Source organism: Propionicimonas sp. T2.31MG-18 (genome assembly GCF_964266745.1).
Taxonomy (GTDB): domain Bacteria; phylum Actinomycetota; class Actinomycetes; order Propionibacteriales; family Propionibacteriaceae; genus Propionicimonas.
On the sequence record NZ_CAXWGX010000029.1, the window covers coordinates 164,614 to 180,534 of the forward strand.

The following is a 15,921-nucleotide window of genomic DNA, read 5'->3' on the forward strand; positions in this document are numbered from 1 at the left end:
GGCATGCACTATCGCCCCTAGTCAGAGCCACATTGCCCGACTGCGTGCGAAGCATAGCGGAGAAACCCTCCCAGCGGGTGTCCGGAACAGCAGGTTTCGGAGGCTTAAGGGGACGTGACCATGAGCTTGCACCGGATCACGGCCGGGACGGGGTACGACTACCTGACCCGCCAGGTCGCGGCCATGGATTCGACCGAGAAGGGGCACACCGGGCTCGCGTCCTACTACACCGAGAAGGGCGAGGTTCCCGGACGATGGGTCGGCTCCGGGATGGCCGGTATCGACGGTCTGGCCGTTGGCGATCTGGTCACCGCCGAGCAGATGCTGGCCCTGTTCGGATCGGGCCACCACCCGCTCGCCGAGCAGCGGCAGCGTGATCTGGCCGGGCCGGGGCTGACCGAGAAGGACTATGTGGAGATCACCCGGCTGGGTGAGCCGTACCGGGTCTATGCCGGCGACATCAGCCCGTTCCGGGTCGAGGTCGCCCGCCGCCTGGAGGCGTTGAACAAGGCGCGTGGGCTCCCGCAGAAGGCGGCCACCGCGATCGAGGACCGGGCTCGCATCCGCTCCCGGGTCGCCCTGGAGATGTTCCGTACCGAGTTCGGACGCGACCCGCTCAACGAGCGTGAACTCGCCGGTCACGTGGCTCGGCTGTCCCGTCAGCAGACCACCGCGGTCGCCGGCTTCGACTTGACCTTCTCCCCGGTGAAGTCGGTGTCGACGCTGTGGGCGCTGGCCGAACCCGGTCTGGCGGCGAAGATCGAGCGGTGTCACCAGCAGGCCGTCGCGGACGCTCTGGAGTTCATCGAGCAGCACGCCCTGTTCACCCGGACCGGCACCGACGGGGTGCGGCAGGTCGACGTCCGCGGCCTGATCGGGACCGCGTTCACCCACCGCGACAGCCGAGCCGGCGACCCTGATCTGCACACCCACGTCGCGGTCGCGAACAAGGTCCAAACCCTGGCCGACGGGCGCTGGTTGTCGATCGATTCCCGGGTGCTGCACAAGGCGGTCGTGGCCGCGTCGGAGACCTACAACACCGCCCTGGAACGGCACCTGGCCGAGGCGATCGGGGTGCGGTTCGAGGCCCGCGAGGACACCGATCCGCGGAAGCGTCCGATCCGGGAGATCGTCGGAATGGACACAGCACTCACCCAGCGCTGGTCGACCCGCCGGCAGTCGATCGAGGCCCGCCGCCGCGTCCTGGCCGCGGTGTTCCAGGCCGATCATGGACGTCCGCCGACACCGGTGGAGGCGATCGCGCTGGCCCAGCAGGCCACCTTGGAGACCCGCGAAGCCAAGCACGAACCCCGATCCCTGGCCGAGCAGCGGACCACCTGGTGGCGGCAGGCGATGGAGGTTTTCGGCGGCGAGAACGGCATCCGGAGCATGATCCACACCGCCCTGCACCCCGTCCCGGGTGAGCGTCACATCCCCAACCAGGCGTGGCTGGAACACGAAGCCCGCCGCGTGGTTGCGATCGTCCAGCGGGACCGTTCCACCTGGCAGACCTGGCATCTACGCGCCGAAGCGCTGCGCAGCGTCCGGGCCGTAGAAGTCCCCTCCAAGCACGTAGAAACCGTCGTTAACCTGCTCCTCGACCAGGCCCTCACCTCCTGCGTCGCGCTCACCCGGCCCGTCCCCGGAGAACCCGACGAACCCGCCCCGCTGCGCCGCCGCGACGGCGCCAGCGTGTACACCGTCGCCGGGTCCCAGCTGTACACGTCGAACGCGATCCTGGCCGCGGAAGCCCGCCTCGTCGCCGCCGCCGCAGGCCGCGACGGCTGGGTCGTGCCTGCCCCGGCACTCGACAAGGCGCTCCTCGAATGCCACGCCAACGGCGCCGAATTGAACCCCGGGCAGGTGCTCATGGTCCGCGAAATGGCGACGTCCGGCGCCCGTGTGCAGCTCGCGATCGCCCCGGCCGGATCGGGCAAGACCACCGCGATGAACGCCCTGTCCCGGGCCTGGACGCAGGCCGGCGGAACCGCGATCGGGCTCGCACCGTCCGCCGCCGCAGCTGCCGCTCTGGGCGAGAACATGGACGGCTACAGCGACACCCTGGCCAAGCTCGTCTGGTCGCTGCGCAACGGCGAAACCCCCGACTGGGCCGACCAGATCGGGCCCCGAACCCTGGTCATCATCGACGAAGCCGGCATGGCCGACACCCTCTCCCTCGACACCGTCATCCGCCACGTCCTAGAACGCGGCGGCAGCGTCCGGCTGATCGGCGACGACCAGCAACTGGCTGCGATCGGAGCCGGCGGAGTGCTCCGCGACATCCAGTCCACCCACGGCGCGCTGCGGCTCACCGAACTGGTTCGGTTCACTGACCGGGCTGAAGGATCAGCCAGTCTGGCGCTGCGCGAAGGGCACACGTCGGCGCTCGGTTTCTACCTTGACCATCGCCGCATCCACGTCGGCGACGCCACCACGATGGCCGACGACCTGTTCGCCTCCTGGACCGCCGACCGGGCCGGTGGACTCGACTCGATCATGCTCGCCCCCACCCGCGAACTCGTCGCCGACCTCAACCAGCGGGCCCGAACCCAACGCCTCGCCGGCACCGAACCGGGGCAGGAGATCGAACTCGCCGACGGCAACCAAGCCTCCGTCGGCGACACGATCATCACCCGCACCAACAACCGCAAACTCCGAGTCAGCCCGACCGACTGGGTCAAGAACGGCGACCGCTGGACCATCCTCGACGTCGACCCGCAGCGCGGCGTCCATGCCCGTCACACCCAGTCCGGACGCCACGTCCAGCTGCCCGCCAACTACGTCGCCGAGTCCGTCGAACTCGGCTACGCGACCACCACCCACACCGCCCAAGGCGTCACCGCCGACACCATGCACGGCATGCTCGCCGGCAACGAATCCCGCCAGCAGACCTACACAATGCTCACCCGCGGACGCGAAGCCAACCACGCCTACCTGGTCGTCGTCGGCGACGGCGACCCTCACACCCTGATCCATCCCGAGACGATCAACCCGCTCACCCCGACCGACATCCTCGAACGCATCATCGCCCGCGACGAATCCCCCGTCTCGGCCACCACCGCCCTGCGCGACGCAGCCAACCCCGCCCGGCAACTCGGCGCCGCGACCGCCTGCTACACCGACGCCGTCACCTTCGCCACCTCGCAGTTGGTCGGAGAACTCGGCGTCCTCGCGCTCGAACGGGCCGTGGACGAGGTGGCCCCAGGGCTGACCGAGAGCCCCACTTGGCCGGCTCTGCGGGCGCAGCTGCTGACCGTCCAGGCCGACGACCGCGACCCGATCCAGGCACTCGCCCGAGCCCGGATCATCCCGCTCACCGACACCCAGGACCCCTGCTCGACACTCGCCGGACGTATCGCCGACACCGGACACCACTACCGCGGCGGGCCCCTGTCGTGGCTACCCCGCATCCCCGCCGCATTGACCCGGGACCCAGTCTGGGGTGACTACCTGAGCGCCCGCCAGCAGCTCGTCCGCGATCTCGCAGGACGGGTTCGCGAGGACGCGATGGCGGCCGAAACCCGGCCGGCGTGGCTCGCCGGAACGGGACGCGCCGCGCCCGAACTGGTCGCGGACATCGAGGTGTGGCGGGCCGCGCACCAGGTCGAACCCGGCGACACCCGTCCCACCGGTAATCGCGGCGGCGGGCTGGCCGAGCCCCGATGGCAGGCCCACCTCGACCGGCGGCTCGCGTCCACCGCTACCGCAGCCATGGACGAGTGGCGGCCCCTGTTGCAGCAGGTCTCGCCGCTCGTCCTGAACGACGACTTCGCCCCGACCCTGGCCGCACGGCTGTCCCAGCTGTCCTCGGCCGGGATCACCGTGCCCAGACTGCTACGGACTGCCGGGGCGCAAGGGCCGCTGCCCGACGACCACGCCGCAGCCGCCCTGTGGTGGCGCCTGTCCGGACACCTCACCCCGGCGGTCGCCGAAGCCGTCGACACCGACCACCACCTCGCCACCCAATGGCTACCTGAGTTCAACGAGCGCCTCGGCGACACCGCCCACGTGCTGCAGAACAGCCCCTGGTGGCCCGCCCTGGTCACCACCGTCGAGCACGGACTGCAGCGCGGCTGGCCGCTCAGCCAGCTGCTCGACGAGACCCGCGGACTCAGCGCGGACGACGGCCGCACCGACCCGTGCCGGGCCTGGGTGTGGCGGCTCTCGCTGCTCACCGACGTCCACGATCTCGCCGACGAGGACCGCTACGACCCCTCCGACGAACCACCCGACGACCTCACCCACGACTGGACACCGACCCAGACCACCGCACCGACGAACACCCGCACGGACGCCGTCCGCGAGCCGGACGATGCCGAGTTCGCCGACCTGGACGACGACCAGATCCTGCACATCGAGGGACTGATCCGCGCCGGCATGGGCGCCCCCGAACCCACCGAAGCGCAGATCCGCCACCAGCTGGAACGCCGCGACCAGATCACCGCCAGCCCCGTCCCCATCGACCGGCTCGCCCGCATCAACGAACTGACCACCGCCTACTACCAGGCCTGCCTCCCGAACAGCTGGGCCACCCCCTACCTCGACCAGCGACTGCACGCCGACCCGGCCGCGCTCGAACCCCTGCGGCTCGGCTACGCCCCCGACAGCTGGACCGGCCTGATCACTCACCTGCGCCGGATCGGCGTCACCGACGAAGAGATGCTCACCGCCGGCGTCGCCACCACCGCCTCCACCGGACGGCTCATCGATCGCTTCCGCGACCGGCTCGTCGTCCCCGTCGTCCACGACAGCCAGGTCCTCGGCTTCGTCGCCCGCCGCAACCCCCAATTCGGTGATGACGACGGACACGGCCCGAAGTACCTCAACACCGCCGCCACGCCCCTGTTCGTGAAGGGCGACCAGCTCTACATCGCCGGAGAACTCGAGGACGATGCCACGCCCGTCCTGGTCGAAGGCCCGCTGGACGCCATCGCGGTCACCCTGACCGGAGACGGCCAGCACGTCGGGGTGGCTCCGCTCGGCACCAGCCTCACCGAAGCCCAGGTCGCCCAGCTCCACGAGCACGGACGCGCCCCGGTCGTGGCCACCGACGCCGACCTCGCCGGCCAAGTCGCCGCCGAACGCGACTACTGGCTCCTCACTCTCTACAACCTCGACCCCACCCACGCCGTCCTGCCCGACGGCTCCGACCCCGCCGACCTCCTCGCAGCAGGAAACGCGGACGGGCTGGCGGACGCGATCACCCACGCCAGGCTGCTGGCGGACTCATTGATCGACGAACGCCTCGACCACCTCGACGGCGCCGAGGCCGCCCTCGACGCCGTCCGCGTCCTCGCCGCCCAACCAGCCGACCGGTGGATCGCCGGCACCGAACACGTCGCCGAACGAACCGGACTCCCACCAGCGCTCCTGCGCTCGGCCCTCACGTCCATGGTCAAGGCCCGTAACGCCGACCCCCGCAAGGCCACCCAGGCCGCCACCGACCAGATCACGCAGACCAAGGACCGCCTAACTGCCATCAAGGGCGGGCGTGTCGCGGTCGAGGTCTTCGAGCGCGTCGACACACCGACACACCACAACCAGTCCGAACCGCTGCCCACGTTCGACCCGCCGGATCAGCACGGAATCTCATGGTGACGATCCAGATCCCGGGCGAAGATGGAGGACACCCCCGAGGAGACGTGCTGTGCAGCCCATCCTGATGATCGTGCTCGCGACGGCGACCGGCGTGCCGCTGGGTCTCTGGCTGCGCTGCAACCTCGCCACTCTCGGATACCGCACCGCCGAAGAGGCAGACCGTCCCGCCCCAGGCCCGCGCTGGTGGGTCGTCTGGACCAGCGCCCTCGCGCTCGGCGGCCTGGCGACTGCGGCAGTCATGAGCCACGACACGCTCGCCTACCTACCGCTCATTCCACTCGCGGCAACCGGCCCGTGGCTGGCGGCGGTCGACTTCGACGTTCTACGCCTCCCCAACCGTGTACTGGCGCCTACCGCGGCGGCAACCCTGCTCGCCGTAGTCGGCCTCACTGTGGCTACGCAAGACTGGATGACCCTCATGCTGCCTACAGTCGCCTCCGTGGCGACAGGTGGAGTCTTCGCGGCTGTCCACCTCGCCACCAAGGGCGGTATCGGCTTCGGGGACGTGAAGCTCGCCACCACGATCAGCCTCGCTGTGGGGCCGTTCGGGGCTGGAGCGGTCTGGCTCAGTCTTCTCGCTGGCTCTGTTGCCGCGCTCGTCTGGGCGAAGGCAACGCGCGGGCTCGGGCCGATCCCCTGTGGCCCGTGGCTCCTCTTCGGGGCTTGGGCTGCAGCGATAGCGTGCGCCGCTATTCCGGGATGAACCGACCAGACAGGCCACGGTCAGGCCGAACGCGGCACAAGCCCGTGCCCGGGATGTCAGGGCTGGCTACTCACACGCCTTCCAGACGCTGGACAGCCATGCCCCAAACTAGCCGAGGATCGCCGCAGCCTGGCGCAGCAGCGTTGTGACCTGATCGAGCGGGTCGGACCTCAGGTAGAGGCTGTCATCGTCACGGGCCGACCATTCACCCGTCCATCCACACTGAAAGGGTAACACCGCGCCGGTAGTCCCGAGCAGCGCTCGTCCTGTTGTCGGTCTCCGGCGAGTTCGATCGTCGCCAAGTTCGAAGTCCAGCGAGGCGAATGCTGGGAGTCCCTGAAGACGCTCCACCCCGTAGGTGCCCATGAATACACCAAACCTCGCCATGAGTGTCCAGTTTCTCGGCAGGTAATCTAGGGTAGACGCTGCAGCTATTATCGCTACTCCTGCTGCACGGCCCTGACGTTGCACCTGCAACAGCAGCGCCGACAACGGCTCATCGCCCCAAAACTCATCGACAAACAGAACGTCAAGCGGCAATCGATGAGCGAGCTGTAGCTTGTTGTAGTCTCCCAGATCACTGACTCCGGCAGCCCGAAGGCGACCGAGCTTGCCCTCTACCAGTCCGGACATTTCTCGGGCGAAGTGCGAAGCAAGGTCGCCCTCATCCCAATCCGTGAATACATTTGCGACATGAGGAAGATTCTCGACACTCCTCCAGACTCCACCGCCCTTCCGGTCTAGGAAATGCAGCCTTACACGCTTAGGCGAATAGTGGGAGGCTAGGGACACGCAGGCGTAGCGGAGAAGTTCCGAGGTGCCGGTTCCAGAGGTTCCCACCACATATCCGCAAGGCCCGTGCTTCGCGAAGTCCACGAAGACAGTCCCGCCTTGACGATCGACGCCGAGATCCATGCCCAGTGATCCGGTTTCGTGAGCCCTCCACGTCGCGACGATGCCCTCCGGAGTCGGCGCAGGGCTGAGAAGCTGCTGGAGTGTGGGCGAACGCGGCTCAAGCGCGGAGAAATACCAATCTTGCTCGCTCGCCTCCGACGGTTGTTCATCTTCTGCAGAAACCGCTACATCTGCCTTCTCGGGGTATGGCGGAGGCAGCAGCGGCTTCATTCGGCCACCCTCAACCGCCGCGATAAGCACATCGCGTGCCTTCGTGCTCGGTAATCCGACCAAGTCTAGGTAAACGATTGAGGCGAGAAGACCGCCCGGGCGGCAGGGCCGGACTCTTACCGGTAGAAGATGACGTCGCTTACCAGTTGGATCAGTGGCGAAAACTGCTGCCCATTCGGCCGCCGTGAAACCACTGGCCAAGTAGTCCTCCGAGAGGACCAGGATGGTTCTGTCAGCCTCGGCGCTCGCAGAATGCATCTCCAAAACGAAGTTCGCGCCTGGTTCGAAGTCCCACGCCTGGATGGTTACTTGATGGCGCGACCGCTCCAGCTCCCAAGAGATCCACTCTGCCCAATTCTGATCGCAGTGGTTGTAGCTGATGAAGATCTTCATGGGTCCTCCAGCATGCCGGGCGGGAGTGACACACCCGCACCATCGAATGGTATCGGTCTGTTCCCAAGCCCTCGGACCGGTAGACCCAAGCCCGCCGCAGCTTGCCAGTGCAAATGGTGCTAGAGCACCTCTCCCGTGACGGGGTCCATCAGTTCGCCGCTAGACCGTCGGACGAGATGAACGGCGGGCGGCCTCGCTTTCGGCACCGGATCGTCCGGCCTTAGGGTCGCGACATCCCCAGAGAAGAGCTGGGACCTAAAGTCGGTCGCCGGATGGTTCGAGCCTCGTGAGCTGCGGGCCTCGGCTGGCCACGCCGCGTGGTGTTCGTCGCAGCTGTTCTTGGTGCGGGTCGTGAGGCGTTGGAGGAAGCCGGGGATGCCGAAGCGGTGCCATTCTTCGAGAGCGCTGCTGGTGGGGTCGAGGCCGGCTCGGCGGCGCTGGTCGGCGAGGACGGCGATTTCGTGGACGAGGTGGGGGTGTTGGGGCCAGCAGGCGGGGATCATGCCGGCGTTGTGGTCCCAGACGTACTCGTGGTTGAACCAGGTCACGAACTCGTCCAGCCACGCCCATAGTTCGCGGCGCAGCGCCGGGTTGGTGCAGCTGGCGGGGTCCCAGGGTCGGGGCAGGTTCGCCGGGTTGCCGATCCGCTTCTTGTCCGCTTCGGTGCCGTTCGCGGACAGGTACAGGTTCCTGTAGGCCTTCTTGAGTTCGGCCCCGTCCGGGGGCGGGAACGGCAGGATGAGCGGCTCGCTCATCTCCGGCCGTCCCGTCGCTCGGCGAGTGCCGCCACAGCGCGGGCTTCGCTGGAGACCGCCTGATCGCGTCCGATCTGAAGCTCCTGTCGTTTCTCGGCCTGCTGGACGAGGAGTTGTTGGCCTGTCTTGCCTTCGATGCAGCGGGTGAGTCGGGCGATGATGGGTTTGCTGTTCTCGGCGACGACGAGGGCGTGCTTCTCGGGGAGTTGCCGGACTTCTTCGGGGCGCAGGATGAGCATGTCGTCGCCGTGAGCGGTGCGTCCGCCGGTCTGGCCGAGTTGCCAGGTGGTGCGGGTGACGCGGGTGGTGCCGACGAGGTCGGAGACTTCCTTGTTGAACCCGACGTCCTTGCTGCCGCCGAACATGATCAGCACGTTGGTCAGGCCGAACAGGGCGCGGGCATCGGTGTCGCCGAAGATCGAGGCGAGTTGCCGCCAGGTCTGGGCGGCGTAGATGAACGAGATCCCCAGCGCCCGCTCGTTCGCCATCCGGGTCCGCAGCGTCGGTAGTGGTGCGGTGGACGGCAGTTCGTCCAGGCAGGCGAGCATGGGCGGGCACAGCCGTCCCCACGGGCTGGCGTTCGCCAACTGGAGCGCGGTGTCGAGGACGTGTTCGGTGAGGGCGGTCATGAGCGGTGAGGCGGAGGCGTAGGGGTCTTCGCGTCCGAGCAGATAGAACGTGCCCCGGGCCTGGATGATGGCGGCGATGTCGGTGGCGGGACGTCCGGGTCCGGGGACGCAGCGGGCACGGATCTCGGGTTGGAAGAACAGGCTCATCGCTTGCTGGACGGTGGTGATGGTGTTGCCGGTGGTGCGGTCGTCTCCGGTGAGCGCTCCGCGCAGCAGCCCGTGCCAGAAGTGGGCGGAGCCGGGGTGGTTGAGCAGGATCTCTTCGGGTTCGTGGGTGGCCTGCGGTCGGGCGACCCATTCCAGGAGCCGGTCGAGGCTGTGGCCGGCGAGCGCGGCGGCGTGGAAGTAGCACTGCAGCACCTTCGCCGACTGGGCGGCATAGAACCGGGCGGCGGCGTCCCCGGAGCCGCTGCTGGCGCCGGCCTTGATCGTGCCGGCGGTGAACGCCTTAGCGCGGCGCTCGGCCACCAGCGGGTCGATGCAGCCGGCGATCGGGTCCCAGACGAGTTCGTCGAGTCCGTCGGCCTGGGCGAACGGGTCGAGCACCACGGCGGGCCGCTCCCCGGTGCGGCGGGCGGTGTAGGACAAGAGCAGGTCGTCGGCTTTGGTGAGCGTGACGAGCGCCGCGCCGGGTGCGGCGAGCAGGGCGGGGGTGAGCAGGTCGAGGGTTTTGCCCGAGCCCTGGGGGCCGATGACGCCGGCGGTCCGGTCCCACGGGCACCACAGCTCGCCGCCGCGGGGCTCGTGCGCTGTCCCGATCCGCCAGCCGACCTGGGCCGGGTCGAAGCGCCGTGTCGTGGTGGGCATGGTCAGATGGCGATTCCGGGCGCGGGCGGCGGGACGTCCAGCGAGTCGGGGTTCCGGATGGGTTTGGGTGTGATGGTTTCCCACACTTCGGGTTCGGTCGGGGTGTGGAGGGCGGTGCGGACGCGGGGGTCGGCGTCGGCGAGGACGTCGTCGCGGATGTACTCCCACGCCGAGGGTGGGACGACCTGGTCGATGAGCTGGCTGAGCAGCTGCACCTGGCCGGTGGGACGTCCGTCGAGGTTGAGGTCGACGGACCGGTCGAGCGCGACGACGGCGCTGGCCCCGTCCCCGCTGACCCAGGCGGCCATGCCGGCCAGGTAGAGCGGTGCTTCGGCGCCGTAGGCGGGCACCTGGTTGACGACGTCGCGCCACAGGGCGAGGTGCTCGGGCGCGTTCTCGCGGGTGATCGACAGCACGGCGAGGCTCTGCGCGGACGGGTTCTGGGTGAGGACGGCCAGCGCGATCGCGTCGTCGAGCGGGACGCGGGCCTGGGCGGGATGGGTGACGTCGGCCGGCTGGTCGGGCAGGTTGCGGCCGATCAGGTCGGCGGTGCGGGCAAGGATGGCGTCGGTGTCGCGGGGTCTGGGGAGGGTGTCGAGAACGGCGCCGATGCGGGTGGCGAGCTGGTCGCTGTCGGGCGCGCTGGCGAACGCGGCCTGGAGGTCTCGCCGGTTGGGCCGCAGGGTGAGCCCGTAGTTGGCGGCCTGGGTGGCGACCTCTCCCGTGGGGTTGATGGTGCCGGTTTCGCCGTCGGCGAGTTCCCAGGTGTCGTGGTCGACGAGCATGGTTTGCCGGTCGGCGTGGCCGGACAGGTGGGCGTCGGCCCGGTGCAGCATGTCCCAGCCGGCGGGATGGTCTTCGGTGTAGGCGACCAGGAACGCGTCGGCGTCGGGGAACCGGTCCCAGACCCGGTCGAGCAGGTCCTCCGCTGCCCCGGGGGCGCGGATGTCGTCGAGGTCGGCCCGGGCGGTGACTTCGACCCGGTTGTTCCGGGTGACGATCACGACCAGGGACTCCTCAGGGGTGAACCCGACCAGGTAGGGGATCAGTTCGGCGACCTCGCCGGGGTGGTGCATCTGCAGGCGGGGGATGTCGTGTTCGCTCATCGCAGGGTCTCCTTCACGGGGTTGGGGTGGGGTTCAAATGCCGGGCCAGCGGCGGGACAGCCGCCAGCCGAATCGCTTGAAACCGGGAGTTGGGGCGGATCGGCCGGACGGTCTCCCACACCTCCTCCTCCGGCGCAGACGACGGCACCGTCCGATCGGCGGGGTTCGGGCGCTGGTCAGGGGGTGGGGTGGTAGCCATCGTGGCGTCCTTCGTTCGTGGCGGATCCGGTGAGGTCGGGCCGGATGATCGGGGCGACCCGACGCAGCCGGCTGATCCCGAGGATCTGTTCGGCCTCCGCGGCGCTGGCCATGCCGTGCATCCGGCTGGGCCCCCCCCGGCGTAGCCCCCACACGGTGGCGGCGATGGTGACGGCCAGCAGCAGGCCCTGGACGGTGATCATCCAGCCGTACAGGGCGGCGGTCCCGGCGGCGGGGTGGTGGAGGGTGAGGCCGGCGGCGGGGTCGCCGGCGAGGACGCGGGGCAGGCTGGTGACCAGGTTCTTGCCTTCGGGCCAGGTCCAGCCGGCGCCGGCGGTCGCGTTGGCGATGGCGCGTGCGGCGTGGACGCCGAGGCTGGCGAGCAGCAGCCAGCCGGTGAGGATGCCGACGGGGATCTCCCAGGTGAACGGGTAGGGGTCGCGGCGGCGGTCGGCCTGAAGCATGGTCATCGCGGGTCTCCTCCGGCGTAGAAGCTGACGTGGACGTGGTTCTTGTGCGCGAGGGTGGGGTTGGAGTTGCCGTACGGGTGCCGGTAGGGCCGCCAGGCGTTGTTGGCCGACGGGTTCCATTTGCGGACGTCCCAGATGATGAACTTCACCCGCAGCGCCGTGGCGTGGGCCTGGACCCAGTGGGCGACCCGCCAGCCGTACGCGTTGCCGGCGCGGCTGGACCACTTGGGGATCATGAGGTCGACGGCGAGACCGGCGCAGTGGTCGGAGAAGCGGCACGTCGGCGACGATGCCGTCCGGCGTCCGCCGATGGACGTGATCGCCGGGAACGCCTGCTTGATGCAGCGCAGTCCGTGCAGCGCGGTGGTGCGCAGGCCGTGTTCGGCGGCCGAGCCTGAGGGTGGGCAGGTGTCGTCGTAGCCGGGGAGGTCGCCGCCGAGCCCGAAGCACTCGGACGGATCGCCCGCCTCGATCACGGCCCCGGCTTTGCCGGCGTAGCTCCAGGCATAGAACAGGACGTCGTTGCGGTAGGAGATGCTGCGGTTGTACGCCCATAGGGCCCGGATCACCCCGACCTGCCCGGTACGGACACCGGAGCGGACCAGGTAGTTCGCCGCGGAGTAGATCGAGTCTGCATCGGAGTGGATGTCGCGGCGTCCGTCGCCGTCCCCGTCCACTCCGTAGGCGGCGAAGGTACCGGGCATGAACTGCATCAACCCCTGCGCCCCCGCCGTGCTGGTGTGGTTGTTGCGGCCGTGGCGGGTCTCTGCCATCCCGATCCCGGCCAGCAGCTCCCACGGCACCCGGTACCGGTTCCCGGCAGCCACGTAGAGCGCCTTGATTCGGGTGGGGATGGTCTGGGCGGGGCTGGTCAGCGACTGGTAGCGGGGCGTCCCCCACTTCGGCAGGCTGAACTGCCCGGTGGTCGCGGCGAGTGCCGTGGTGGTGTCGGTGTCGTAGGCGCTGCATGGGTCGAGCCGGATCTGTTCGGCGACCGCGGGCGCGACGACGACCGTGGCCATGGTGAGGATGCCGATCGGGACCGCGCCGAATACGATCAGGATCAGCGCCAGCAGGCCGAGTCCCCACCTCATGGCTGACCGGCCGTTTCCAGGGCGGAGTTCGTCCAGACCAGCCGCCGCTCCACGGGCGCCAGCACCGTGAGCACTTTGAACAATTGTTCTCCGACAAGCCACAACGCGCGTCCGGGGGCTTGGCGGCACCAATCGGTGACGAGGTCGACGGCGATGTCGGGCAGGCCGAGCAGGACGCGGAGTTCCTCGGCGACCGCCTGGTCTTGGCCGTGGAGGATCTTGGTGTCGGCCAGGTGCAGCATGTCCTTGGCGATCGCGGCGGCCTGGGAGCCGGCGTCACCGACGCTGACCAGGTCGGACGGCTTGTGCGCCAGCGCGAACTGGATGTCCCCGTCCCGGCGGGACAACCGCAGGTCGGCGTCGAAGCTCTTCACCGCGTCGACGCCGAGCCGCAACTGCTTCCACGACTCGTCGCGCACCACGATCCGCAAGTCCCCGGGGGCGGCGGTTTCGCGCATCGCCCGCCCCCAGCTGTTGAGGCACAGCAGCGCCATCCCGACCGCCTCGTCGCCGAGGGCTTCCAGCCGGGACAGCGACAAGGACTGGATGGGTGCGCCCCAGTCGAGTGCGATGGTGGTGTGGTCGTCGAACAGGCCTTTGAGGCTGCCGCCGACCAGTTGGCCGAGCGCGTCCCGCAGGAGCCGGGTCGAGTCGAGGAAGTGACGGGTGGAGGCGTAGCGGCAAGTGGCGACCAGCTGTTCGGGCGGTTCGTCGAGCAGGTGCCACAAGGCCGGGATGGTGGTCTCTACCAGCCTCGTGTTGCCGCTCGTCTGTCCGGTGAGGAGTTTGAGGGCGGCGTCGACCGCGGTCTCCTCCGACGGGCCGAACGGCACCGGGGATTGGCCGATCTTCGCCGAGCCGACCAGGCCGCGGATCAGCGTAAGCCAACGGGCGAACACGATCGCCGACCGCCGCTGCACCTCCGTCGCACCGAGGGAGTCCCAGCCGTGGCCCAGGGGTCCGAACTCGAGCGGGTTGATCCGGGCCGCCAGCCCCTGGCCGATCGCGATCGGCTGCACGCCGAGGCTGCGGCACAGGGACTCGTACTCGTCCTTGGGGTCGCCCAGGATCAGCGCCTTGTAGCCGAAGCCGAGCATCCGCAGCACGAACGCCTTCGCCGTCGCGCTCTTGCCCATGCCGGGTTTCCCGAACGTGAACATGTTCGGATTGGACACCGGCACCGTGGGGTCGAGGACCCAACCGTTCGGGTCGGCGTAGAAGCTGGCCCGGGAGAAGAAGTCGATCCCCATCTGCGCGCCGCGCGGCGGCAGCCCCGGACTGGTCACAAACGGCCACAACACCGGCGCCTGATCCGACGCCATCCGCCACACCGACACCGGCGCGGACGCCGGCGACCAACCCCGATCGGGCCGCCGGTGGCCGCGGCGCGGCACCGGCAGGAATAGCCGCGCCTCCCGCAGGGGAGGTTCGGGTGTGGTGACGGTGGGCAGGTCGTGGCCGAAGTCGGCGAGCAGCCGGCCGATCCCGCGTCCGGCCGGTGGGGTGTGGCGGCGGTTCACTGGTCGGCCTTCCGGTCCAGCCCGATCCCGAGCGGCAGGTTCGCGGCGGCGAACCCGGCGTCCTGGGCTAGGTCCAGCCGCAACGGGGCGAACCCGGCCCGGCGGATGGACGCGTCGAGGCGGCGTCCGAACTCGGCGATCCGCAATGTCCGCGGCACGGTGACGCAGGCGACGGCGTACGGCCGGATCAGGGCGTTGCCGGTGGCGAGTTTCGCGTCCAGGCCGCGGGTGCGGGCGATCACGGTCTGGTCCTTGGCGCGGGTCTTCACCCCGGCCCGGCTGCGCAGGGTTTCGGCCATGTCGGCCGACCATTCGGCGTTCTGGGTCTGACGGTCGGCCACCGACTGGGCCAGGATCGGGAACACGACCGCCATCGAGCGGCGCTCCCCCGGCTCGGTCGGCACCAGCACCGGCGCCAACGCCCCCAACACCGCACCCCTCGCGGGCAGCTTCAACGTCGCCGAGGTCGAATGCCACGCGTCATGGCTGTAGTGCCGCACCGTCAGGTCTGCCCCGGACGGGCCGGCCTGCGACCACGGCACCTCGGCGTTCACGTCCGCACCGGTGTCGCGGGCGGCGAGCGCGTCGACGATCCCGGCCCGGTCACCGGGCGCGAACCCGGTCCGGACCGCGACGGCGAGCTGGGGTGAGGTGAGCCAGGTGACGGTACCGATCCGCATGCCGGTTCGCAGCTGGGCCTCGACCTCGGCCATCAGCATCGCCATCGCCCGCGCCCGGGCGTCCACGCCTCGGCCGAACTCCCTGGCTTCCCGGGCCAGCCGGTCTTCGGGCACCACGATCGTGCAGAACGCCTCCGTCCGCACCGACGCCTGCGACAGCGTGGCCGCCAACTGCTCGTTGACGGCTCTGGCGAGGGCGGGTGCGGTGGCGGGTTGGTGGCGGGTGAGCCACTGGTCGCGTTCGGCGCCGTCCTCGGGGACCGAGCGGACCAGGAACAGCACCTCGGAGATGAGTTCGGTGCGGGCGCAGGCGTTGAGCAAGGTGGTGAGGCCGCGGGCCTGGGCGTCGCGTTCGGTGCTGTCGGCCAGCGCCAGGCCGGGGTGGGTGATGGCGGCGGTGGCCGCCCAGAGCCGGTTGGGGTGGTCCTGGATGATCGCGACCCGGGTGTTCGTCGGACCCTGCGGCGGCCCGTCGTGGACGCTGATCCCGGCCACCACCCCGGGCAGGTCCGGCTCGGCCAGGTCCTCGCCGCGTCCGGTCGCGGCCTTGGAGCGCCAGCGGGACCAGCGCAGCGTCATCCCGACAAGGTGTGCGGCGGAGGCGACCAGCCAGCCTGTCGCCGAGCGTCCCCGGATGGGGATCGCGACCAGCGCGAGCACGACCAGCCAGGCCAGGACGAGCCCGACGACCGCCGCCCACTCCTGCCGCTGGAAGGCCCACAGGGCGGGCGCACCGGCAACGACGAGGGTGATGAGTTGGCCGCCGGACAGGCCGAAGAACAGGCCGGTGCGGTCCCGCGTGTAGTCGGCATACACCGTTGCCACGATCGTCTCCTTCTCTTG

At 69.6% G+C, this 15,921-nt stretch carries 10 protein-coding genes; 2 read left to right on the forward strand and 8 right to left on the reverse strand.

Annotated elements, in window-relative coordinates; translation table 11 throughout:
* Positions 1-120: 120 nt before the first annotated feature.
* Together mobF and ACFQQJ_RS16635 are read left to right on the forward strand one after the other, a co-directional pair.
* Positions 121-5,598 (forward strand): MobF family relaxase, encoded by a 5,478-nt coding sequence (mobF, locus tag ACFQQJ_RS16630; RefSeq protein WP_377108274.1) that lies wholly within the window; start codon positions 121-123, stop codon positions 5,596-5,598.
* Positions 5,599-5,647: 49 nt separating this feature from the next.
* Complete coding sequence (locus ACFQQJ_RS16635; protein ID WP_377108276.1) at positions 5,648-6,301, forward strand: prepilin peptidase; 654 nt, start codon at positions 5,648-5,650, stop codon at positions 6,299-6,301.
* Positions 6,302-6,409: 108 nt separating this feature from the next.
* Here the strand turns inward: ACFQQJ_RS16635 and ACFQQJ_RS16640 are convergent, their stop codons facing one another.
* The 8 genes from ACFQQJ_RS16640 to ACFQQJ_RS16675 form a co-directional block, all read right to left on the reverse strand.
* A complete protein-coding gene (locus tag ACFQQJ_RS16640) occupies positions 6,410-7,819 on the reverse strand; it encodes a TIR domain-containing protein (RefSeq protein WP_377108277.1) in 1,410 nt (469 codons plus the stop codon).
* A gap of 119 nt (positions 7,820-7,938) precedes the next feature.
* Positions 7,939-8,574, reverse strand: coding sequence for a hypothetical protein (locus ACFQQJ_RS16645; protein ID WP_377108279.1), 636 nt, complete (start codon positions 8,572-8,574; stop codon positions 7,939-7,941).
* Complete coding sequence (locus ACFQQJ_RS16650) at positions 8,571-10,010, reverse strand: type IV secretory system conjugative DNA transfer family protein (RefSeq protein ID WP_377108281.1); 1,440 nt, start codon at positions 10,008-10,010, stop codon at positions 8,571-8,573. The genes ACFQQJ_RS16645 and ACFQQJ_RS16650 overlap by 4 nt, the downstream gene beginning before the upstream one ends.
* A 2-nt stretch (positions 10,011-10,012) precedes the next feature.
* Positions 10,013-11,116 (reverse strand): DUF4192 domain-containing protein, encoded by a 1,104-nt coding sequence (locus ACFQQJ_RS16655; RefSeq protein ID WP_377108283.1) that lies wholly within the window; start codon positions 11,114-11,116, stop codon positions 10,013-10,015.
* Positions 11,117-11,292: 176 nt separating this feature from the next.
* Entirely contained in the window at positions 11,293-11,784 is a 492-nt protein-coding gene (locus tag ACFQQJ_RS16660; protein WP_377108284.1) for a hypothetical protein, read from the reverse strand.
* The gene (locus ACFQQJ_RS16665; RefSeq protein WP_377108286.1) at positions 11,781-12,878 is read right to left on the reverse strand and encodes a lytic transglycosylase domain-containing protein; all 1,098 of its coding nucleotides are present in this window, start codon (positions 12,876-12,878) and stop codon (positions 11,781-11,783) included. The genes ACFQQJ_RS16660 and ACFQQJ_RS16665 overlap by 4 nt, the downstream gene beginning before the upstream one ends.
* Complete coding sequence (locus ACFQQJ_RS16670; protein WP_377108288.1) at positions 12,875-14,398, reverse strand: ATP-binding protein; 1,524 nt, start codon at positions 14,396-14,398, stop codon at positions 12,875-12,877. Before ACFQQJ_RS16670 ends, ACFQQJ_RS16665 begins: the two co-directional genes overlap by 4 nt.
* Entirely contained in the window at positions 14,395-15,903 is a 1,509-nt protein-coding gene (locus tag ACFQQJ_RS16675; protein ID WP_377108290.1) for an SCO6880 family protein, read from the reverse strand. Before ACFQQJ_RS16675 ends, ACFQQJ_RS16670 begins: the two co-directional genes overlap by 4 nt.
* Positions 15,904-15,921: the final 18 nt, after the last annotated feature.

Coding starts and splice junctions, on each gene's coding strand:
- mobF (WP_377108274.1), top strand. CDS start 121: ATGAGCTTGCACCGGATCACGGCCGGGACGGGGTACGACTACCTGACC.
- ACFQQJ_RS16640 (WP_377108277.1), bottom strand. CDS start 7,819: ATGAAGATCTTCATCAGCTACAACCACTGCGATCAGAATTGGGCAGAG.
- ACFQQJ_RS16645 (WP_377108279.1), bottom strand. CDS start 8,574: ATGAGCGAGCCGCTCATCCTGCCGTTCCCGCCCCCGGACGGGGCCGAA.
- ACFQQJ_RS16650 (WP_377108281.1), bottom strand. CDS start 10,010: ATGCCCACCACGACACGGCGCTTCGACCCGGCCCAGGTCGGCTGGCGG.
- ACFQQJ_RS16655 (WP_377108283.1), bottom strand. CDS start 11,116: ATGAGCGAACACGACATCCCCCGCCTGCAGATGCACCACCCCGGCGAG.
- ACFQQJ_RS16660 (WP_377108284.1), bottom strand. CDS start 11,784: ATGACCATGCTTCAGGCCGACCGCCGCCGCGACCCCTACCCGTTCACC.
- ACFQQJ_RS16665 (WP_377108286.1), bottom strand. CDS start 12,878: ATGAGGTGGGGACTCGGCCTGCTGGCGCTGATCCTGATCGTATTCGGC.